General features: G+C 65.5%; 20 protein-coding genes. 9 read left to right on the top strand and 11 right to left on the bottom strand.

The window, feature by feature from the left end; all coding sequences use genetic code 11:
• Window positions 1–26 precede the first annotated feature (26 nt).
• Genes fadD17 through G6N15_RS05830 form a run of 3 tightly spaced genes read right to left on the bottom strand, consistent with a single transcriptional unit; the run spans window position 27 to window position 3,833 of the window.
• Window positions 27–1,535, bottom strand: a complete 1,509-nt coding sequence (fadD17, locus tag G6N15_RS05840; protein ID WP_083085421.1) for a long-chain-fatty-acid--CoA ligase FadD17 — start codon at window positions 1,533–1,535, stop codon at window positions 27–29.
• A 3-nt stretch (window positions 1,536–1,538) separates the two neighbouring features.
• Window positions 1,539–2,633, bottom strand: a complete 1,095-nt coding sequence (locus G6N15_RS05835; RefSeq protein WP_083085418.1) for an acyl-CoA dehydrogenase family protein — start codon at window positions 2,631–2,633, stop codon at window positions 1,539–1,541.
• Window positions 2,634–2,651: 18 nt separating this feature from the next.
• A complete protein-coding gene (locus G6N15_RS05830) occupies window positions 2,652–3,833 on the bottom strand; it encodes an acyl-CoA dehydrogenase (protein WP_083085415.1) in 1,182 nt (393 codons plus the stop codon).
• A gap of 140 nt (window positions 3,834–3,973) precedes the next feature.
• Between G6N15_RS05830 and G6N15_RS05825 the strand changes: the two genes are divergently transcribed.
• On the top strand, window positions 3,974–4,165 hold the full coding sequence (locus tag G6N15_RS05825) for a ferredoxin (RefSeq protein ID WP_083085412.1): 192 nt from the start codon (window positions 3,974–3,976) through the stop codon (window positions 4,163–4,165).
• 13 nt (window positions 4,166–4,178) lie between these two features.
• Complete coding sequence (locus G6N15_RS05820; RefSeq protein WP_083085409.1) at window positions 4,179–5,087, top strand: 3-oxoacyl-ACP reductase; 909 nt, start codon at window positions 4,179–4,181, stop codon at window positions 5,085–5,087.
• A 146-nt stretch (window positions 5,088–5,233) separates the two neighbouring features.
• Here G6N15_RS05820 and G6N15_RS05815 read toward each other — a convergent pair whose 3' ends face one another.
• Window positions 5,234–5,983, bottom strand: a complete 750-nt coding sequence (locus G6N15_RS05815) for a methyltransferase domain-containing protein (protein ID WP_083085407.1) — start codon at window positions 5,981–5,983, stop codon at window positions 5,234–5,236.
• 222 nt (window positions 5,984–6,205) lie between these two features.
• A complete protein-coding gene (locus tag G6N15_RS05810) occupies window positions 6,206–7,417 on the bottom strand; it encodes a cytochrome P450 (RefSeq protein WP_083085405.1) in 1,212 nt (403 codons plus the stop codon).
• 67 nt (window positions 7,418–7,484) lie between these two features.
• On the opposite strand from G6N15_RS05810, the gene G6N15_RS05805 reads away from it, so the two are divergent.
• Both G6N15_RS05805 and G6N15_RS05800 read left to right on the top strand, forming a co-directional pair.
• Complete coding sequence (locus tag G6N15_RS05805) at window positions 7,485–8,090, top strand: TetR/AcrR family transcriptional regulator (RefSeq protein ID WP_083085403.1); 606 nt, start codon at window positions 7,485–7,487, stop codon at window positions 8,088–8,090.
• On the top strand, window positions 8,087–9,106 hold the full coding sequence (locus G6N15_RS05800; RefSeq protein ID WP_083085401.1) for an LLM class flavin-dependent oxidoreductase: 1,020 nt from the start codon (window positions 8,087–8,089) through the stop codon (window positions 9,104–9,106). The genes G6N15_RS05805 and G6N15_RS05800 overlap by 4 nt, the downstream gene beginning before the upstream one ends.
• A 57-nt stretch (window positions 9,107–9,163) precedes the next feature.
• On the opposite strand, the gene G6N15_RS05795 is transcribed toward G6N15_RS05800, so the two are convergent.
• From G6N15_RS05795 to G6N15_RS05785, 3 genes are all read right to left on the bottom strand, one after another.
• A complete protein-coding gene (locus G6N15_RS05795; protein ID WP_083085400.1) occupies window positions 9,164–10,048 on the bottom strand; it encodes an alpha/beta fold hydrolase in 885 nt (294 codons plus the stop codon).
• Window positions 10,049–10,211: 163 nt separating this feature from the next.
• Window positions 10,212–10,613, bottom strand: coding sequence for a PaaI family thioesterase (locus G6N15_RS05790; RefSeq protein WP_083085591.1), 402 nt, complete (start codon window positions 10,611–10,613; stop codon window positions 10,212–10,214).
• A 145-nt stretch (window positions 10,614–10,758) separates the two neighbouring features.
• Window positions 10,759–11,373 (bottom strand): TetR/AcrR family transcriptional regulator, encoded by a 615-nt coding sequence (locus tag G6N15_RS05785; protein ID WP_083085399.1) that lies wholly within the window; start codon window positions 11,371–11,373, stop codon window positions 10,759–10,761.
• Between the two features lie 216 nt (window positions 11,374–11,589).
• On the opposite strand from G6N15_RS05785, the gene G6N15_RS05780 reads away from it, so the two are divergent.
• A complete protein-coding gene (locus tag G6N15_RS05780; protein ID WP_083085398.1) occupies window positions 11,590–13,083 on the top strand; it encodes an acetyl-CoA acetyltransferase in 1,494 nt (497 codons plus the stop codon).
• A gap of 173 nt (window positions 13,084–13,256) precedes the next feature.
• On the top strand, window positions 13,257–13,826 hold the full coding sequence (locus G6N15_RS05775; RefSeq protein WP_083085397.1) for a carboxymuconolactone decarboxylase family protein: 570 nt from the start codon (window positions 13,257–13,259) through the stop codon (window positions 13,824–13,826).
• Between the two features lie 241 nt (window positions 13,827–14,067).
• Here the strand turns inward: G6N15_RS05775 and G6N15_RS05770 are convergent, their stop codons facing one another.
• A complete protein-coding gene (locus G6N15_RS05770) occupies window positions 14,068–15,534 on the bottom strand; it encodes an alpha,alpha-trehalose-phosphate synthase (UDP-forming) (protein WP_083085396.1) in 1,467 nt (488 codons plus the stop codon).
• The gene (locus tag G6N15_RS05765) at window positions 15,535–15,699 is read right to left on the bottom strand and encodes a hypothetical protein (protein ID WP_139797705.1); all 165 of its coding nucleotides are present in this window, start codon (window positions 15,697–15,699) and stop codon (window positions 15,535–15,537) included. It abuts the gene before it with no gap.
• A gap of 118 nt (window positions 15,700–15,817) precedes the next feature.
• Between G6N15_RS05765 and G6N15_RS05760 the strand changes: the two genes are divergently transcribed.
• Window positions 15,818–16,753 (top strand): enoyl-CoA hydratase, encoded by a 936-nt coding sequence (locus G6N15_RS05760; RefSeq protein WP_083085395.1) that lies wholly within the window; start codon window positions 15,818–15,820, stop codon window positions 16,751–16,753.
• 89 nt (window positions 16,754–16,842) lie between these two features.
• On the top strand, window positions 16,843–17,670 hold the full coding sequence (locus G6N15_RS05755) for an SDR family oxidoreductase (protein ID WP_083085394.1): 828 nt from the start codon (window positions 16,843–16,845) through the stop codon (window positions 17,668–17,670).
• Here the strand turns inward: G6N15_RS05755 and G6N15_RS05750 are convergent.
• Entirely contained in the window at window positions 17,653–18,546 is an 894-nt protein-coding gene (locus tag G6N15_RS05750) for an NAD(P)-dependent oxidoreductase (protein ID WP_083085589.1), read from the bottom strand. The genes G6N15_RS05755 and G6N15_RS05750 overlap by 18 nt on opposite strands.
• A gap of 115 nt (window positions 18,547–18,661) precedes the next feature.
• Between G6N15_RS05750 and G6N15_RS05745 the strand changes: the two genes are divergently transcribed.
• Window positions 18,662–19,936, top strand: a complete 1,275-nt coding sequence (locus G6N15_RS05745; RefSeq protein ID WP_083085393.1) for an amidohydrolase family protein — start codon at window positions 18,662–18,664, stop codon at window positions 19,934–19,936.
• Window positions 19,937–19,940 lie beyond the last annotated feature (4 nt).

Raw genomic sequence — 19,940 nt, 5'->3', positions numbered from 1 at the left:
TCGACCCCGCCTCCCACGTCGGCAAGCTATCGCCGAATCTGCCACACCGGGTCGGCGCAGTCGAGACCCTGGGCCGAGAGCTCGCGTTTGACCACCTTGAACGTTGCGGTACGCGGCAGTGCCGTGCAAATCCGCACATACGCCGGCCACTGCTTGGGTCCGAGGTCGGGCTGCTCGGCCAAAAACGCGCGGAACTTGTCGGGATCGAACTCCGCACCCGGCGCCATCACCAGTGCCGCCATCACCTGGTCGCCGACGGCAGGGTCGGGCACCGCGTACACCGCCACCTCGGTCACTTCGGGATAGCGGGCCAGCACCCGCTCGATGGGCGCGGTGCCCAGGTTCTCACCGTCGACCCGCAACCAGTCACCGAGTCGGCCGGCGAAGTACACGTATCCGTTCTCGTCGCGGTAGGCCAGGTCGCCGCTGTGGTAGGCGCCGCCGGCCATGCGCTGCGCATTGGCCTCGGGATCGTTGTAGTAACCCTCGAAACGACCGGCGCCGGCGGTGTTGACCAGTTCACCCACCACTCCCGGTGGGCAGGGTTTACCGGTATCGACGTCGACGATCTCGACACCGTCGGGCAGCGGGCCCAGCGCGCCCGGGGGCGTGTCCGGGGTTCGACCGATTGCCACCCCGCCTTCGGTCGAGCCGAACCCGTCGATGACCACGCACCCGAATCGGCGGGCGAAGCGCTCGATGTCGGCGGGTGCGCCTTCGTTGCCGTACACGGCCCGCAGCGGGTTGTCGGCATCGTCGGGCCGCTCCGGGGTGGCCAGCACATACGACAACGGCTTGCCCACGTAATTGGCATACGTGGCGCCGTACTTGCGGACGTCGGGCAAAAATTGCGACGCAGAAAACTTGCGCCGCAACACCATTGACCCGCGACAGGCCAACGCCACCGACCAGCCGACCAGCACTGCGTTGGAATGAAACAGCGGCATCGACACGTAGCACACGTCATCGCGGCCCAGGGAAAACCGCTCGGTCATCGTCACACCGGCGATCCCGACCTTGCCGTGACTGCACATCACCGCCTTGGGATCACCGCTGGTGCCGGAAGTGAAGATCAGCATGAACAGGTCGTCGGGACGCGCCTGCGCAAACCGCACCTTTGCGTCGCGATGGGCGGCGACCTCGTCGGCCCACTCGGGCGAGTCGGCATTGACATGCTCGATATCACCGAGGGCCGCAGCAGACTTCGAGTCGGCCAGCACGAGTTGGCAGTCGGCGTGGCGGATGTCGCGGGCCAGCGCCGCACCGCGGCGCACCGGGTTCAGGCCCACCGGCACGATGCCCGACATCCCGGCCGCGGCCAGCACCGCGGAAAAGAACGGAGTGTTCTCCAGCAGTACGCCCACGTGCGGCGGCTTGTCCGGATCCAGGCGTGTGCGCAACGCAGCCGCTATCGCCGCCCCGTGCCGAATGTGGTCACGCCAGCTGACAAACGATTCCTCGAAGTAGACGCCCCGGTCCTCGACGTCGACCAGCGGTCTGAGCAAGTCGACGACGGTGGGCAGCACCTCGGCCATCAGTTAAACGGGTGTGTCGGCCAGTTCCCGGCCGATCTTGCGCAGCGCTCCGGTGGCGCTCCCCAACGCGAACTCGGTCTGCTTGGCCGCCAAGAAGTACCGGTGCACTGGGTGGTCGATGTCGATACCGACACCTCCGTGCACATGGACGATGGTGTGCGCCACCCGATGCCCGGCATCGGCGGCCCAGAACGCCGAGGTCGCGACTTCAGTGCCCGCCGGTAAGTCCTCGGACAGCCGCCACGCCGCCTGCGTCAGTGTCAACCTCAGCCCCTTGACGTCGATGTAGCCATCGGCGAGCCGCTGCGACACCGCTTGGAAACTGCCGATCGGCCGGTCGAACTGCTCACGGGTGCGGGCGTACTCGGCGGTCAACTGCAACCCGCGGTCGAGCACGCCGAGTTGAAAAGCGCTGCGTCCCAAGGCGGCAAGCGCGGAAAGCCAATCGATGACTTCGTGGCCGCCGACCACCCGTTCGTCGCTGACTTCGACGCCCGACAGTTCGAGATGCCCGACACTGCCCAGACCGGTCGTCTCCAGAGCGGTCACCGACACGCCGGGGTCATCGGTACTGATCAGGAAAACTACGGTGCCCGAATCGTCGGCGGGCACCAAAAAGGCATCCGCCACCGGTCCGTAACCGACCTGGGTGCGCGTGCCGGTCAGACGATAGCCGTCACCGGAGCGGGTGGCCTGCACCGGCCCTTCACCCATGTCGCCGTCCAGCGCGGCGGTGACAACCTTCTGACCGCTGACCGCCGGTGCGCCCCACTGCTGCTGAAGCTCCTCGGAGCCGAAGCGGCCCAGCGCCCCGGCGGCCAACACCACCGACTCCAGATACGGCACGGCGGCCAGCCCCCGGCCCAACGCAACCAGCACCGCGGTCTGCTCGAGCACCCCATACCCGCCGCCGCCCAGCGACTCCGGTGCCGCGGTACTCAAAATGTCGGCGTCGATCAGCTTGTCCCACAGTGAGCGGTCGAAGCGCTGTTCAAGCCCGTCGAGCTCGCGCTGATGTTCCGGTGTGCACACCGCGGCCACAATGGTGTCGACCAGACCGCCGAGGTCCTGTGCTGCTTCGGTTGTCGAGAAGTCCATCAGTACGTCCTTTGCGGGTCAGCGGTTGGCTCGAGGCAGGCCCAGCGCCACCATGCCGATGATGTCGCGCTGGACTTCATTGGTGCCGCCGCCGAAGGTCAAGATCAAGCACGCGCGGTGCATCCGCTCGATCCGGCCGCGCAGCACCGCTCCGGGCGAATCCTGGCGCACGGTGGCGCCCGTGCCCAGCACCTCCATCAGCAGCCGGTAGGCCTCGGTGGCCAGCTCGGTGCCAAACACCTTGGCCGCCGACGCATCCGCCGGCGACGGGGCGGCTTCGTTCGACGAGGCCAGCTCCCAGTTGATCAGCTTGAGCACCTCAACTTTCGCGTGCACCCGCGCCAGATTGAGCTGCACCCACTCCGAGTCGATGAGCCGCGCACCCGAGGCATCCTTGGTGTTCTGCGCCCATTCCCGAACCTGGTTGAGCGCCAAGATGATCGGCTGTGCGGACACCAATGCCACGCGCTCGTGGTTGAGCTGGTTGGTGACCAGCTTCCAGCCGCCGTTTTCTTCACCGACGCGGTTAGCCACCGGAACACGAACATCGGAGTAATAGGTGGCGCTGGTGTCGGGACCGGCCATGGTGTGCACCGGAGTCCACGAAAAACCTTCGGCCGTGGTCGGCACGATCAACACCGAGATGCCGCGGTGCTTCTTGACTTCGGGGTTGGTGCGCACCGCCAGCCACACGTAGTCGGCGTACTGGATCAGGCTCGTCCACATCTTCTGCCCGTTGACGATGTAGTCGTCGCCGTCGCGCACCGCGGTGGTGCGCAGGTTCGCCAGATCGGTGCCTGCCCCGGGCTCGGAGTAGCCGATCGAAAAATGGATCTCGCCGGCGGCGATCTTGGGCAGGTAGAACTTCTTCTGCTCCTCGGTGCCGAACGCCATGATCGTCGGCGCGACGCTGTTGATGGTCAAGAACGGTACCGGCGCACCGGCGATGGCGGCTTCGTCGGTGAAGATCAGCTGGTCCATCGCCGAACGGGCCTGTCCGCCGTACTCCTTGGGCCAGCCCAGCGCCAGCCAACCGTCACGGCCCATCTCGGCGACCGTCTCCCGGTAGACGTTGCCGCTGCCGATCTCGCCCGACGTCGAGCTCAGCGCTTCCCGGCGTTCCGGAGTGATCAGCTTGGCGAAGTACGACCGCAGTTCGCGACGCAGCTCTTCCTGCTCAGGGGTGTAACTGATGCGCATTGGCCGTCCCTTCGCAATCCGGTCTACCTCCCCGGTTGTAACACGTTCTAGTCTGGGGGTCCAGCGAGCCGTCGTCGTATGGTGGTGCTACCGGCAGTCGGACAAGGCCAAGCAGGCTTGGCAGCTGAAGGGAGAGAGCCGTGCGAGTGATAGTGGACCGCGATCGGTGTGAGGGCAACGCGGTGTGCATGGGAATCGCGCCGGATATCTTCGAGCTGGATGACGAGGACTACGCCGTGGTCAAAACCGACCCGATTCCACCCGACCGGGAGGAGCTCGCCGAGCAAGCGATCGCCGAATGCCCGCGGGCGGCGTTGAGCCGCGAAGACTAGAGGTATTCATAAATTGACTAGCAACGTGAACGCGACCGATCTGTCCGGGAAGGTCGCGGTGGTCACCGGTGCGGCCGCGGGGCTGGGCCGCGCCGAGGCCATCGGTTTGGCACGCGCCGGCGCCACCGTCGTCGTCAACGACATCGCCACCGCGCTGGACGCCTCCGACGTCATCGACGAGATCACTGCCGCCGGTTCGAAGGCCGTCGCGGTCACGGGCGACATCAGCCAGCGCGCCACCGCCGACGAGCTCATCACCTGCGCCGACGGGCTGGGCGGCTTGAGCATCGTGGTCAACAATGCGGGGATCACCCGCGACCGGATGCTGTTCAACATGTCCGACGACGAGTGGGACGCCGTCATCGCCGTGCATCTGCGCGGCCACTTCCTGCTGACACGCAACGCGGCGACCTACTGGCGGTCCAAGGCGAAGGAATCCGGCGGCTCTATCTACGGCCGCCTCATCAACACCTCGTCGGAGGCGGGGCTTGTCGGCCCCGTGGGGCAGGCCAACTATGCCGCAGCAAAGGCGGGCATCACCACATTGACGCTGTCGGCGGCGCGGGCGCTGGGCCGCTACGGGGTCTGCGCCAACGTGATCTGCCCGCGGGCCCGCACCGCGATGACGGCCGAGGTCTTCGGCGAGGCACCCGAGACCGGCGAGATCGATCCGCTTTCGCCCGAGCATGTGGTCACCCTGGTCCGCTTCCTCGCCTCCCCGGCTGCCGAGGCGGTCAACGGCCAGCTTTTCATCGTCTACGGCCCGCGCGTGACGCTGGTGGCAGCGCCCACGGTGGAGCGTCAGTTCTCGGCGGACACGCCCGCCTGGGACCCCGAAGCGCTCAGCACCACGCTGCACGACTACTTTGCTGGACGCGACCCGGAGCTGGGCTTCGCAGCGACCGGGCTGATGGGTTCGTAAACTGCTCGATGCGCAGCGGATAGCAAGGTGAGAAGCAATAGCAAGCGGTCGCACAATTGCGTTCGTCAGAAGCGGTGATCGCGCGGGGAACGCCAAGACACTCCGATCCTGCCGTCACGCTTATCGAGCCCGTTATACGCCGCGTCTCATCGGCGTTTGCCCCGGACCCATTGAATAGTACCGACATTTTTAGTCCGCACGCTGACGAAGCCATGGTCTTCAAGGATGTCGCCCAGTTCGTCGTTGCCGAACGCACGGGACCCGGCGATCGGCAGTAGCTTCCCCGAATACCGGAAAGCACGCCCGGCGGTGGGCACCATCACGGCCAGTCGTCCGCCCGGTCGCAGCACCCGCGCCATTTCCGCCAGCGCCGCCACCGGATCCGGTATCAGCATCAGCACGGCGATCGAGACAACCGCGTCCACGGTCTCATCGCGTAGGGGAAGCCGCTGCGCATCCGCCCGCATGAAGCCGACTTGAGGGCCAGCTTGGGCCTGCACCGCCCGTGCCAGCATGGGCTCGGAGACGTCCACGCCTAAGGCCAATCCGCCTGGACCCGTGGCGTGGGCCAGCGATGCGGTGACATTACCGGGGCCGCAGCCGACGTCCAGAACGATGCCGCCCTGCGGGATGTTCAACCACTCGGTGGGCTGCTGCCATGCGACAAGCAGCCTGCGCATCACGGCTTGGGTGCGGTCCCACAGCATCGACCCGACCGCTGAGGCCCATAAGGCTTGGATCGCGCCGGTGTTCTTCGGCATAACATCGTGCTCGACCGGTCCAGTGCCCAGTAGATCTAGATAGCCCTTACTGACATCTGGTTGCGCCGGCGGATGGGCGAGGAGCTCGAGCGCGCGGCGCAACGCGGGGGGTAACGTGGTGTCCAGATCGGTCATGCGAATTCCTTCGAGCAAATCAGATCAACGGGGTAGGGAGCCGGGAAAAGGCGCACTGATCGCCAATGGTATGGAATACCTAACCATTTGGGCCAAAGCCCTGCGACACCGAAGGTCCCGCCTCTTTCCGGCATTCGTCACATCATCAGCTGACCTGACTCGCAGGAAGATCTACGGAGCCGACCGGGTCAGCCGCGATCCCCATCGTCGCGCCTTTCCGTGTCAATTGACGTCTGCGCGGCTCCGGGTAGCCCAGGTGATGGGCAGCGACAGATAGCCGCGGATGGGGCCGGATCGCAGCCGCACGGCGGAGTCATAGTCGATCTCCCAGTCCGGCACCCGCGTCAGAAACGCGCGCAGCGCGATCCTCGCCTCCATGCGCGCTAGTCCCGCCCCGAGACAAAAGTGGATTCCCCGACCGAACGCGACCTGGTGCTCGGGTTTTCGGTCGATGTCGAAGACGTCAGGATTGCTGAACACGCGTTCGTCACGGTTGGCTGACCCGAACAACAGCAAAATGGAATCGCCATGCGACATTGTGGTGCCATGCAGTGTCACGTCGCGGGACAGGGTTCGCCCCAACCCTTGGACTGGGGAATCATAACGAAGCAGCTCCTCGATGGCGGCGCCCAGCATGGTGTGCTCAACGAGCAGCCGATGGCGACTGTCAGGGTGGTTTGCCAGCACCACCGCGGCGTTGCCGAGGAGGTTGGTGGTGGTTTCATGGCCGGCGATCAGCAGCAGCAGGCAAAACCCGAGCAGCTCGTCATCAGATAGCTTGCTGCCGTCGATCTCAGCCTCTACCAGCGCCGACATCAGATCGTCGCGTTGCTTACATCGACGTTCGGCCAGGAAATCGGCGAAGTACGCATATACCGCGGCTGCGGCCGCCAGTCCTGCCCTCGAGTGGCCGCGAGTGGGGTTGGCCTGGATCAGCGCAGTGGACCACTGCCTGAAAAGCTCTCGGTCGCCACGCGGGATGCCCAGCAGATCGGCGATAACCATCGCGGGCAGTACGCCGGCGAAATCGGTTACGAAATCCGCGGCGCCTTCACTCTGCTCGAGCCGCCGGCTTAGGTCGCCGGCCACCTCCTCGATGCCGTCGTTGAGTGCGGCGATGCGCCGCGCGGTGAATGCTTTGCTGACGAGGGCGCGCAGCTGATCGTGGCGGGGCGGGTCCATCGCAATGATCATGGGCAGGAACCACTCGCCGAAGCTTCTTCCGGGTGGAGTCGGGAAGATTCCGTTCGCCGAAGAGTAACTGTGGTGATCCAACAGGGCGGCGGTGACGTCATCATGGCGGCTGAGCACCCACGCGTTGCAGTTTTCCGCTCGATACACCGGGGCCTCATCGCGCAGCAGCCGGTAGGTGGGGTAGGGATCATCGATGATGTCGGCGTCGAATGGGTCGTAGCGAATCCGCACCTTCGGCATCGGCGTCTCCCTACGTTCGGACCTCTGGTTTAAACTGAAAGTTTAAACCGGTCTACAGGGAGCGGCAATGCGCGAAATCCCGGCTTCTATCGCCGAACGGTTGCCTGCGGCAGCTCAGCTCTTCGCCGAGCGCGGCCTCAACGACACCAAGATCGAAGACGTCGCGGCGGCCACCGGCATCGCAAAAGCCACCCTCTATTACTACTTCGCCGGCAAAGACGAGATCTTGGCGTTCCTGCTTGAAGACGTCCTGCAACAGATCGCCAACGTGGTCAACGAGATCGTGCGTGCCGGCGGCAGCGGCGCAGACCGTCTGCGGCTAGTCATCGCCGCGCAGCTACGGGTCATGGCCCAGCGCCCTGCGGCGTGCCGCGCACTGATTGGAGAGTTGGGCCGCGCCGCGCGAATGCCTCTTGTCGCCGGTATGATCAGCGCCGCCTATGTTCAGCCAGTCGAGGCCTTGCTTCTCGACGGCGCCGCTGACGGCTCTTTGGTGACTGTTGGCAACGCCAGGGCCGCGGCCGTCGCACTCTTTGGTGCCGTTACTACCAGCGCATTGAGTTATCTCACCACCCGTGACGCGCTTGATGAAGACCTCGTAGCGCGCACCATCGACGACATGCTGTTCATCGGCCTACGGCCGCGAGACTGCGGTAACGGAGCCCGGCCATGACGACCTACGGCATCGCTGTCGTCGCTCCTGACTTGCCCGCGCTTGCGGCCACCGCCGCAGCGGCGGACCGTGCCGGCTTTGATGCCGTGTGGGCCTCGGAGTTCTATTCGCGCTCCGGTTCGATCTCGATGGCGGCAATGGCACTCTCTACCAAGTCCTGCCGAATCGGATCTTCGATTCTCTATGGGGTTGGCCGCAGCCCGTTGGTACTGGCCAGCGAAGCGCGGGACCTCGATGAACTGTCCCATGGTCGCGTTGTGTTGGGCATCGGAAACGGCACCAAACGGATGATGAGCGACTGGCATGGCATCGCCGACACATCGGCACCGGCGCTGCGGATGGAAGAACTCGTCCCGCTGGTGCGGCGCATCTGGAACTTGCACGAAGGCCCGATCCGCCATGAGGGCCGGTTCTATCGGATGAACCTGGTGCCAACCGGCGAGGTCGCCCCGCCGACACGGGACATCCCGATCATCACCGCCGGCGTGCGGCCCCGGATGTGTGAGGCTGCCGGCCGCGTCGCCGACGGACTGGCCGGGCACCCTCTGTTCACGACCACCTATGTTGAGGAGGTCGTCCGCCCCGCCATCGCCAAGGGAGCCGCCCACGCCGGGCGACCCCCGAGCGACATCGAGGTCATCTCTATGGTCATGTGTTCCATTCACGACGATCCTGACGTGGCACGCCGGGAACTTGCCCAACAGATTGCGTTCTACGCATCGGTGAAGACCTACGAGCCGGTACTCGACGTCAACGGTTTTGTGAAGCAAGGTCAGGTTATTCGCGAAGCGTTCGCGCGTCGCGACTTGACCGCCATGTTCGACGCCGTGTCCGACGACATGATCGACACCATGGGCGTCGCCGGCACCGCGAGCCAGGTTCGAGACGGCCTGCGCCGCTACGAAGGCGTCCTCGACCATGTCATGTTGTATCCACCGTCCATCGCAATCGCGCCCGAACGCGTCCAAGAGAACCTCGACTCCCTCATCGCGATCCACCCTGCGGGCGCTCAGTAGCCAGGACTTGCTCGTGCGTAGATTCCCCGGTTCGGACAGCAAGCCGCCGCCGATCGGTCAGGTGACGCGTTGAAGGAATTCGGTGACGGCGGCGGTGAAGGCGTCGTTGTCGTCGCCGGCGACCATGTGGCCGGCGTCGGACACGTCGACGGTTTCGGCGTGGGGGACGAGGTCCAGGAACTCAGCGACGGTCTCATGCGAGACGACGTCGGAGAGGACCCCGCGCACCAGGAGGGTCGGGGCGGTGATGCGGCGTGCTCCCTCGACGAGCGGCTGGACTAGGTTGTCGAAGTGTTCGGCACCGGTAGTGGGGTCGAGGTGGAGGGATTGCAGTTTGGAGGTGATGAACGCCGGATCCCAGCGCCAGATCCATCGGCCGTCGCTGCGTCGTTGTAGCACCTTGTGTAGGCCCTCCAGGTTGTCGGGTCGCGCACGGTGCGGGTTGTATGCGGCGATGACGTCGGCGGCGTCCTCGAGTGAGGCGAACCCGTCGGGGTGGGCTGCCATGAACGAGATGACGCGGCGGGCTCCGTCGAATTCCATGCGCGGGGTGATGTCGACTAGGACGACGCCTGCCCAAAGCTCGGCCGGCGCGAGTAGGTGGGTGGCCAGGATCGTCATCCCGCCCAGTGAGGCACCGACGACGACGGGTGGGCGCTGGGGGCTGAATCGGTCCTTGACTGCGATCAGATCGGCGGCAAGCTGTTCGATGTCGTATCGCCCGCTGGGGTCCCAGTCGCTGTCGCCGTGGCCGCGGGTGTCGTAGGCGACGACGCTGTAGCCGTGGGTGTGGAGTCGGCGGGCCGAGGTGGCCCAGGCGTGACGGTTCTGGCCGCCGCCGTGTAGCAGCAGCACCACGGGCCGCGCACGGTCTTGGGTGTAGCAGTCGGCGGCCAGGGTGATGCCGTCAGTGGTGGGGATGCGCTCGTGGATCAGCGTCATGCGACTACCGGGGCCGTGGCCCGACGCCGGGGTCTGTTTCGCATTTCGCGCGCTTGCACAACACCCGGTGCGCGTCGACAAACGCCCCGCGCCAGTCGGGACGGCCAGCTACCGGCAGGGCTGGATTGCAGTGGGGCGCGCTCGACCAAGGCCGGGGTGATGTTCACGACGCACCGGCTTTGGGGCTGACAATCGTGACTGTGCCTTGAGCGACGCAGACGGGGTTGCCGTGGTTGGTGACGTCGATGCGTGCCACACCGCTGCGTTTGCTCAGTGCGATGATGTCGGCAACGGCCACGCACACACCGTCGGACACCGGCCGCAACAGGTTCAGCTTGAACTCTGTTGTGGCGACCCAGGAACCGGACGGGATGACGGGGTAGAAAAGCACACCCAAGCAGTGGTCGACCATCGCCGCCAGGCACCCTCCGTGCAGGTTGCCGAAGGGCGTCAACAGCTCTGCCCGGGCATCCATCTCGGCGATCAGCCGACCGGCACTCAACTCGGTGTGACGAAAGCCGAGATACTTCGATAATGCGCCGCCTGCAGCAGCTGCACCCAGCATCTGCTGAGCGATCCGCTCGTCGAAGTGCGCAAAGTCCACAGGCTATCCCGCTCGCTGGTCGACATGATGTATGAGACGTTACTACGAGTTTGTATCACACTCTGCCGAGGCCCACCAGATTGCACGTCGCAGTGCCCGACGCAGATCAGCGTGGTGTGACGATGGCGGGCAGCAAAAACCGCCGCAGAAAGGTGTCAAGACCCTCACGGCTGCGCTGCCGCGGCCCGCGCACCGTCAGCAGGCTCAGGATCGTGCGCAAGATCCACTCGGCGGCATCATCGACTGAAAGCCCGGGCCGAAAATCGTCAAAGTGGGCGGCGAAGACCGGACGCAAAAACTCGGTGACAATCTCGAACAACGCCACCGACGTGCCCTCGGCCAGCCCGACCCCGGCCAGATGCTCATCGCTGCCGAATAGGAGACCTATCGTCTCCTCGCGGGTCGCAGCACGCACTGTCACCTCGACGAATTCCAGTACCGCTGAGCCCAAATCGGGTTGACCGGCGATCCGGGTGCGTACCCGCTCCAGGTAGCGTTCGGTGGCGCGCAGGATGACGCCGGACACCACGGCCTCGCGGCTGGCGAAGTAGCGGTACACCGTCGCTCGCGATACGCCCGCCTGCCTGGCGATGTCTTCCATCGTGGTGGCGGATAGACCGTTTGCATCGAAGCAGGCCTGCGCCGCATCCAGCAATAAATCCCGCGCAGTGTCCCGCGTAGCCGGCGATGTCGATTTCCAGCGTAACGATTTATTCGTCACGACGAAAAGTATGCAGCTTCGCCGGACACGCCGCTCACCCGGTCAACATCGTCGCGCGTCGCATTGCCGGACCCGGGCCGATGTGACATGATACGCGTCATGTCTCATCCGAACAGTTGCGCGGGTGGAGTGCGCAGAGATTCTCTGACTCTGCGTATGCCCCCCCGCCGTCCGGCATGACAGGCAACTGATGCCGGTCGGCCGGCCGCCGCGGCTGTGACCGTCGCGCCGCGCATACCCGTTGTCGTGGCGGGCGGCGAGATCACCCATCGCGACGACGACGTGGTCGACCCGGTCCAGTTGGCTGCGGAGGCCGCTCGCCGAGCCCTCGATGACGCCGGTGTCCGGATCCGACATCGGGTCGACGCCGTGGCGACGCCGGGAATCTTGCTGATTCCGCGTGATCATCCCGCTTCCCGAATCACGGAGGCGGTCGGTCTGGCCCCTCGCCGGCGGATCAGCTGCCCAGTGGGCGGCAACACCCCGCAGTACCTCGTCGAGGCACTCGGCAACGACATCAGGCGCGGCGCTCTCGACGTCGCGCTTATCGTCGGCGCCGAGAGTGGCAACTCTGCCCGCCGGGTAAAAGCGGGGCGTTGGCTCGCCGATCCCCAACCCGTGGGTTGTGAAGACGAGTCGCTGGGTGACCCGCGTCCCGGGCTGAGTCCGGTCGAGTTAGGTGCGGGCTTGCATTGGCCGCATGAGGTCTACCCGATTTTCGAGTCGGCGATCGCGGCACGGTCGGGCCGTACCCTCGACGAGCAGCGAAGGTGGCTGGGGGAGCTGATGGCCCCCTTCACCGCTGAGGCGGCAAGCCATCCTGACCAGGCGTGGTTCCCAATCCAGCGCACGCCGGAAGAGCTGTCCACAGTGACACCGGAAAACCGGATGGTGTGTGAGCCTTACCCCAAGTTGATGAACAGCATCATCACCGTCGACATGGCAGCCGCGTTCGTGATCACGGCGGCCGAGGTGGCTCAAGAGCTGGGCATTCCCCGCGATCGGTGGGTGTTCCCGTGGTCTGCGGCGAGTTGCAACGACGTATACTTCCCCGCCCAGCGGCCCGATCTCAGCCGATCAGCGGGAATCCGTGCCGCAGGCCGCGCCGTGCTCGACGCGTCCGAAATCTCCGTCGACGACGTCAAGTGGTTCGACCTTTACTCGTGCTTCCCCGCAGCCGTCGAGGTGGCGATCGAGGCATTGGGCCTTGATCCGTACGACGCGCGTGGGTTTTCCATCACCGGCGGCCTGCCGTACCACGGCGGTCCGGGCAACAACTACGTCAGCCACGCGATCGTAGAGATGGTGCGGCGATGCCGAGAAGAACCTGAGGGGATCGGGCTCATCTCGGGAATGGGCTGGTACATCAGCAAGCACTCGCTGGGGCTGTGGTCCGCGACGCCACCGCCGCTGGGATGGCAAACGCCGGCCATGGCGGCAAGCCAAGCATCGATCGACGCGACTGGTCTGCCCGTTGCTGTACCCGCTGAGGCGAAGGGAACAGCAAGGATCGACGGCTATACCGTTGTGTATGGTCGCGGCGGCCAACCGTCATGGGTACCGGTATTCGCCCGCATGCCCGACGGCAGACGTGTGGTGGCGCGCAGTGACGACCACGAGTTGGCGGCGGCCATGTCGGGCGGGATGTTCGTCGGTCACAGGATTGACCTGCAGCCCGGTGGGGGTCATGCGAGGTTCGAACTGCGATGAACGGCGACGCACGCGTCGTCCCGCGAGTGGTCGCATTCGGCCGAACGCCTCGCTGCTTTACGCGCCCGCGAGCGGCGGACGACCCCACGCCACCGCCAGACAGTGTCTCCGTACCTACACTTCACGCGCCCGACGTGATGGCATCGGGCCACTCGATTTCGAAGGAATAGACCATGGCCAATGGAGAGCGGATCCCGATGCTTGACACCGAAGAGGCCCGCCGACGCGCTACCGAACGTGGCCTTCCGCAAGCCATCGCCGAACTCTCGGTTTTCCGGATCGCCTTGCATCAGCCGGGCGTCGCCGCGGCGCTGAACGGCATGCTCAATGAGCTGTTGTGGACTGGAACGCTCGACGCCCGCCTACGCGAGCTGATCATTATGCGCATAGCCTGGGCGACCGGCTCAGTTTACGAATGGACGCAGCACTGGAGAGTTGCACGCGCTGTCGCTGTACCCGAACGTGACCTGCTTGCGGTGCGCGACTGGCGAAATGCCGATCACTTTGGCGCGGTGGAACGGGCCGTGCTGGCCGCGACCGACGAGACGCTGCGTGACGGCATGATCTCCGATGAGACCTGGCAAGCGTGTCGGACTGTGCTCGGCGACGACCCGGCCGTGCTGGTAGAACTCGTGGCCGCGATCGGAAACTGGCGGCTGTTCTCGGCGCTTCTTCGGTCGCTGGACGTGCCGTTGGAAGGCGGCATGACCCCATGGCCTCCCGACGGCGCGTCACCCTACTAGGCGGGAAAACGCGCACCTCCGCGCCATTTCGGAGAACAGGAGATCGGCGGGTTCGGTCCACTATTGAGGGCCGTGGTGATTGCCGCCATCGCGCGCCGTCGATGGTGGATGAGGCGGGGGACGCAGTTTATGTCGGCAGGCGACCGGTTTCACAAGAACCTTCGCCGTGGCGCCTGTGCCCGTTCGTATCAGCGAGCGCTGCGTCGCCTATCGCAGCCGGGGAAGCGGCGAGGTCACCGTTTCAGCGCCTGCCGAATTGGGCCTCGGCGAGCGCGTCGAGAAACGATCTTGCCCAGCGGTCGACGTCATGGGTGAGCACCTGGCGTCGCAGCGCGCGCATCCGTCGGCGCCCTTCCTCGACAGGCTGGTTGAGCGCCGCCTCGATCGCGTCCTTGACGCGCTCGGTGTCATGCGGGTTGACGAGGTAGGCGTGGTGCAATTCGGCTGCGGCGCCGGTGAATTCGCTCAACACCAGCGCGCCGCCCAGGTCGCTGCGGCAGGCGACGTATTCCTTGGCCACCAGGTTCATGCCGTCGCGCAGCGGTGTGACCAGCATGACGTCGGCGGCGACGAAAAACGCAACCAGCTCGTCGCGAGGGACGGGACGGTGGATGTAGTGCACCACCGGATGGCCGACTTCGCCGTATTCACCGTTGATGTGGCCGACTTGGCGTTCGATGTCGCTGCGCAGGATCTGGTAGCTCTCAACGCGCTCGCGGCTCGGGGTCGCCAGCTGGACCAGCACGGTGTCGTCGCGCTTGGCGCGGCCTTCGGCGAGCAGCTCGTTGAAAGCCTTCAGCCGAACGTCGATGCCCTTGGTGTAGTCGAGCCGGTCGACACCGAGCAGGACCTTGCGGGGGTTGCCGAGTTCGGCCCGGATTTCGCGGGCCCGTCGCCTGATACTGCGGTTCCGGGCCTTGTGGTCCAGTTCAGCTGAGTCGATGGAGATGGGGAAGGCGCCCACCCGGACGGTGCGCGAGCCCAGCTCGACTTCACCGAACCGCGAGCGGACACCCACCGCGCCGCGGGAGGTGTTGGCCCCGACGAGTCGCCGCGACAAGAACAAGAAGTTCTGAGCGCCGCCGGGCAAATGAAAGCCCACCAAGTCGGCGCCGAGCAGTCCTTCGATGATCTCGGTGCGCCACGGCAGCTGCATGAACAGCTCGACCGGCGGAAACGGAATGTGCAGGAAGAAACCGATGGTCAGATCCGGACGCAGCTCGCGCAGCATCTTCGGGACCAGTTGCAGCTGGTAATCCTGCACCCACACGGTTGCGCCGCGAGCGGCGGCGCGTGACGTCGCTTCGGCGAAGCGGTGGTTGACCTCGGCATAGCGGTCCCACCATTGGCGGTGGTAGATCGGCTTGACGATGACGTCGTGGTACAGCGGCCACAGGGTCGCATTGGAGAACCCCTCGTAATACTGGGCGACGTCGTCGGCGGACAGCCGCACGGGATGCAGCCGTAGATCCTCCGCCACGATGGGCTCTTCGTCGGCATCGACGATTCCGGGCCAACCGATCCAGGCTCCGCGGCGACGGCGCAGCAGCGGCTCTAACGCTGTGACCAGCCCACCGGGGCTGCGCTTCCAGGTGGTGGACCCGTCGGCGAGCCGCTCCATATCGATCGGCAGTCGGTTGGCGACCACCACGAAGTCGGAGTCCCCGGGGCCCGAACCTTTGTGGCCCCGGCGTTCCCCGGGAGCCACTTACGTCTCGTTTTTCGTGGGTCCAATGCCGAGCATCGACAGGAACATCCGGCACTCGTCGGCGTCGTTTGCGTAGGCGGCAACGACGCGCCTGGCCTGGCTTGCGGTGCTGTCAGTCAACGGTTCCACGTCGCCGATTTCGCCGGGGTCAGACTTGGAAGGCATGACATCACTGTAGGCGAAGTGCGCTTTGGGCCGCAGGCGCCTCGCCTCAACCCGCCAACGGACGCGTTACGTGGTAGCCGTAATCTGTAAGGATCTGACGACCCAGGTGAGGTGGCGAATGGCAGTCCACGACGATGTGGGCACCGGCGCGGTCAACAGTGAATCCGCTGAGCTGGTGACCTACGAGACGCTCGACGAGGGCCGCATCGCCCGGGTCTGGCTCAACCGGCCCGAGGCGCACAACGCCCAGAACCGCACCCTGCTGGTCCAGCTCGACGAGGCATTCTTACGCGCCGAGGCCGATGACGAAGTCCGGGTGGTAATCCTGGCGGCGCGCGGCAGGAACTTCTCCGCCGGCCACGACCTGGGCTCCGAGGCCGCGCTGGCCGAACGCAAGCCCGGTCCGGCCCAGCATCCGACGTTTCGCGGGTATGGCGCCACCCGCGATCCGATCGCCGAGAAAACGTTTTTGCAGGAATGGCACTTCTATTTCCAGAACACCTGCCGCTGGCGGGACCTGCGCAAGATCACCATCGCTCAGGTGCAGGGCAATGCAATATCCGCAGGTCTGATGCTGATCTGGGCATGCGACCTCATTGTCGCCGCCGACAACGCGAAGTTTTCCGACGTAGTCGGCGTCCGCATGGGTATGCCGGGCGTCGAATACTACGCTCACCCTTGGGAATTCGGCCCGCGTAAAGCGAAAGAACTGCTGTTGACCGGTGATTCGTTGGACGCCGACGAGGCGTACCGGCTCGGCATGGTGTCCAAGGTCTTTCCGCTCGACCAGCTCGAGGAGAAGACGTTGGAATTCGCGCGGCGCATTGCCGAGCGGCCGACGATGGCGGCGCTGCTGATCAAAGACTCGGTGAACGCCGCGTCCGATGCGATGGGATTCACCGAGGCGCTGCGGCACGCGTTCCATGTTCACGAGCTCGGACATGCGCACTGGGCGGCGCGCAACGAAAACCGCTATCCCGTGGGGCTGCCGCCCGATGTGGAGGACTGGCGCAACGCAAAGCCGTCAAAGATCGCCCGCCGCGACGAGCCATAATCGGGGACGAGCAGACGCAAAAGCACCCATTTTGGGCCAAAATGAGGTGCTTTTGCGTCTGCTCGCGCAACCTGGCCAGAGGAGTCGGCGTGCAGCTTTCGTTCGAAAACCGGACATACCTGGTCACCGGCGGTGGCAGCGGGATCGGCAAGGCGGTGGCCGCCGGGCTGGTTGCGTCGGGAGCGTCGGTGATGATCGTCGGGCGCGATGCCTACAAGTTGCAGTCCGCCGCCAAGGAAATCGAGAAGGCCGGCGCCGGTGCCATCCGCTTGGAACCGGCCGACGTCACCGATGAGAACGAGATCGCACAGGTCGTCGGCGCCGCGACCGCATGGCACGGTCGGCTGCACGGTGTGGTGCATTGTGCGGGTGGGTCGGAGACCATCGGCCCGATCACCCAGGTCGATTCGGAGGCGTGGCGGCGCACCGTCGACCTGAACGTCAACGGCACCATGTATGTCCTCAAGCATTCCGCGCGTGAGTTGGTTCACGGCGGCGGCGGATCGTTCGTCGGGATCTCCTCGATCGCAGCCAGCAACACCCACCGGTGGTTCGGCGCCTACGGAGTGACCAAATCGGCGGTCGACCACTTGATGATGTTGGCCGCCGACGAGCTGGGCCCGTCGTGGGTGCGCGTCAACGGCATCCGGCCGGGGCTGATCCGCACCGACCTGGTCTCGGCGATCACCGAGTCGCCGGAATTGAGCGAGGACTACCGGGTCTGCACCCCGCTGCCGCGGGTGGGTGAGGTCGAAGACGTCGCGAACCTCGCGATGTTCCTGCTCAGCGATGCCGCCAGCTGGATTACCGGGCAGGTCATAAACGTCGACGGCGGGCACGCGTTGCGGCGCGGCCCGGATTTCAGCGCGATGCTGGAGCCGGTGTTCGGGGCCGACGGGCTACGCGGAGTGGTCTGAGCCGCTGCCGGCGTCGCGGCCCGCGAGCGCGGCGATCGCCGACCAGTCGAGATCGCCGTGGCCGTTGGCCACCAGGGTCAGGAACCGGTCGCGCAGCAGGCTGCCCAGCGGCAGTGGGACGCGAAGCTCGTCGCCGGCGGCCAGTGCCAGCTTGATGTCTTTGAGCCCCAGCGTGGCTGCGAAGCCGGCGGGTTCGAATTCTTTGCGCGCGATCAACCCGCCATAGGTCTGGTAGGCGGGCGCGCTGAACAGCGTCGAAGTGAGGATGTCGACATAATGCAGCGGATCCACACCGCCCTTGCCGACCAGCGCGATTGCCTCACCCAGTGACTCGATGACCGACGCGATCAGAAAGTTGCCGGAAAGCTTGACCAGATTGGCGGTGTGCGGTTGCTCGGAGACCACGAAGGTGCGTTGCCCGATCGTGTCGAACAGCGGTGTCAAGGGGTCAAGCGTTTGCGGTTCGCCCGCCGCGACGACGAAAAGCTTTGCGCCAGCAGCGGCTTCGGGTCGGCCGAACACCGGCGCGGCGACATAGTGTTGACCGGCGCTGGTGTGCGCGGCGGCCAGGCGCTTGGACAGGCCGACGCTGATGGTGCTCGACGAGACGTGGGTGGCACCGGCCGCCAGCGACGCGAGGATGCCATGCTCGCCGTAGGTGACCTCTTCGACCGCCTCGTCGCCGGCCAGCATCGTGACTACGGCCTGTCCGCGGCAGGCGTCCGCCACGGTGTGAGCGGGGATAGCGCCCTGCTGGGCAAGGGCTTCCGCCTTGGCGGCGGTGCGGTTGTACACGGTGACGTGGTGGCCCGCTTTAACGAGGTTGGCGGCCATGCCGCGGCCCATGTTGCCCAGGCCGATGAATCCAATTTCCATGACATCCACCATGCCCGCTTCTGCGGCTGAGCTTCCGCTCAATGAGATGACGATCTTGCGATCGCCGGCCCAGCCGGGAGACTAGCCTGGGATAGCAACAACGCCGGAGGATCCGATGGCTGCAACCTGGGACACGATCGATCGGTACGTCGTCATCTCGACGGACACCCACGCCGGGGCCGATCTCTACGACTACAAGCAGTATCTGCCCGCACATCTGCACGACGAGTTCGACGCCTGGGCCAAAACTTACGTCAGCCCGTTCGACGACCTGATCATCGCGACGGCCAACCGGAACTGGGACCACGAGCTCCGGATCTCCGAAATGGACGCCGACGGGGTCGCGGGAGAGGTGTTGCTGCCCAACACCGTTCCGCCGTTCTTCCCAACCACCCCTAACATCACGATCAGCCTGCCCCGCACCCGCGACGAGTTCGAGAAGCGTTGGGCCGGCGTCCAGGCGCACAATCGCTGGCAGGTCGACTTCTGCTCGCTGGCTCCCACGCGGCGTCGCGGCCTGATTCAGATCTTCCCCAACGACATCGACCTGGCCGTTGAAGAGGTCCGGTGGGGTGCCGGGCAAGAGTGCTTCGGTGGGGTGCTCATCCCGCCGGTCTCACCGGGCGATCCGCACGTCGCCCCGCTGTTCCATACCCGCTATGAACCGCTCTGGGCGCTGTGCGCGGAGCTGGACCTGACGGTGGTACAGCACGCGGGCGCAGGCAGCCCTGAGATGCCGATGGACCAGCCGGCGTCCAACGCGGTGCTGATCACCGAGATGGCACTGTGGGCCCAGCGCACGCTGGGCCACCTGATACTGGCCGGCGTGTTCGAGCGCTACCCGACGCTGCGGTTCGTGCCGACCGAGCAGGGCACGCTGTGGGTCCAGCAGCAACTGGCGGTACTTGACGCGATGGTGCCGACCATGAAATCCGAAGCGCACAACCGCACCTACGGGATGTTCGGCGGGTCGTCGGTCGACGCGCTGACCATGAGCCCGAGCGAATACGCAAGGCGCAACCTCTATCTGGCAAGCGAGCTGGCGCCCTTCGACGCGGGGATGATCGATTTCATGGGGGCCGACCACATCATGTGGGGCAGTGACTATCCGCACGAGGAGGGCTTCACCCCGCACTCAAGGTTGGCCATCCGCTGGGCGCTGCACAACAGGTCGGAAGACGAATGCCGAAAGATATTGGGCGGCAACGCAGGCCGGCTGTACCGCTTCGACCTTGATGCGTTGGCACCGGTTGCCGCCAAGATCGGGCCGACGGTCGACGAGGTGCACACTCCGCTCGAGGACACCGGCTACCACGCCCCGGCTGCTTTCGGCTACCGGCCATTCGAAGGCGGATTGGCGCTCAAGCGTCTGGCGCCTGCGCGCGGTTAACCTA

It is taken from the genome of Mycobacterium noviomagense, from assembly GCF_010731635.1.
Classification (GTDB): Bacteria; Actinomycetota; Actinomycetes; order Mycobacteriales; family Mycobacteriaceae; genus Mycobacterium; species Mycobacterium noviomagense.
The sequence above is the reverse complement of the archived record's forward strand: the minus strand, read 5'-3'. Positions and strand labels throughout refer to the sequence as shown.

Bases quoted from the DNA above. Each gene is read 5' to 3' on its own strand.
- G6N15_RS05800 (WP_083085401.1), top strand. From the start codon at position 8,087: ATGACGACCTACGGCATCGCTGTCGTCGCTCCTGACTTGCCCGCGCTT.
- G6N15_RS05790 (WP_083085591.1), bottom strand. From the start codon at position 10,613: ATGCTGGGTGCAGCTGCTGCAGGCGGCGCATTATCGAAGTATCTCGGC.
- G6N15_RS05815 (WP_083085407.1), bottom strand. From the start codon at position 5,983: ATGACCGATCTGGACACCACGTTACCCCCCGCGTTGCGCCGCGCGCTC.
- G6N15_RS05765 (WP_139797705.1), bottom strand. From the start codon at position 15,699: ATGCCTTCCAAGTCTGACCCCGGCGAAATCGGCGACGTGGAACCGTTG.
- G6N15_RS05810 (WP_083085405.1), bottom strand. From the start codon at position 7,417: ATGCCGAAGGTGCGGATTCGCTACGACCCATTCGACGCCGACATCATC.
- G6N15_RS05830 (WP_083085415.1), bottom strand. From the start codon at position 3,833: ATGCGCATCAGTTACACCCCTGAGCAGGAAGAGCTGCGTCGCGAACTG.
- G6N15_RS05795 (WP_083085400.1), bottom strand. From the start codon at position 10,048: ATGACGCTGATCCACGAGCGCATCCCCACCACTGACGGCATCACCCTG.
- G6N15_RS05745 (WP_083085393.1), top strand. From the start codon at position 18,662: ATGGCTGCAACCTGGGACACGATCGATCGGTACGTCGTCATCTCGACG.
- G6N15_RS05750 (WP_083085589.1), bottom strand. From the start codon at position 18,546: ATGGAAATTGGATTCATCGGCCTGGGCAACATGGGCCGCGGCATGGCC.
- G6N15_RS05835 (WP_083085418.1), bottom strand. From the start codon at position 2,633: ATGGACTTCTCGACAACCGAAGCAGCACAGGACCTCGGCGGTCTGGTC.
- G6N15_RS05775 (WP_083085397.1), top strand. From the start codon at position 13,257: ATGGCCAATGGAGAGCGGATCCCGATGCTTGACACCGAAGAGGCCCGC.
- fadD17 (WP_083085421.1), bottom strand. From the start codon at position 1,535: ATGGCCGAGGTGCTGCCCACCGTCGTCGACTTGCTCAGACCGCTGGTC.
- G6N15_RS05805 (WP_083085403.1), top strand. From the start codon at position 7,485: ATGCGCGAAATCCCGGCTTCTATCGCCGAACGGTTGCCTGCGGCAGCT.
- G6N15_RS05760 (WP_083085395.1), top strand. From the start codon at position 15,818: ATGGCAGTCCACGACGATGTGGGCACCGGCGCGGTCAACAGTGAATCC.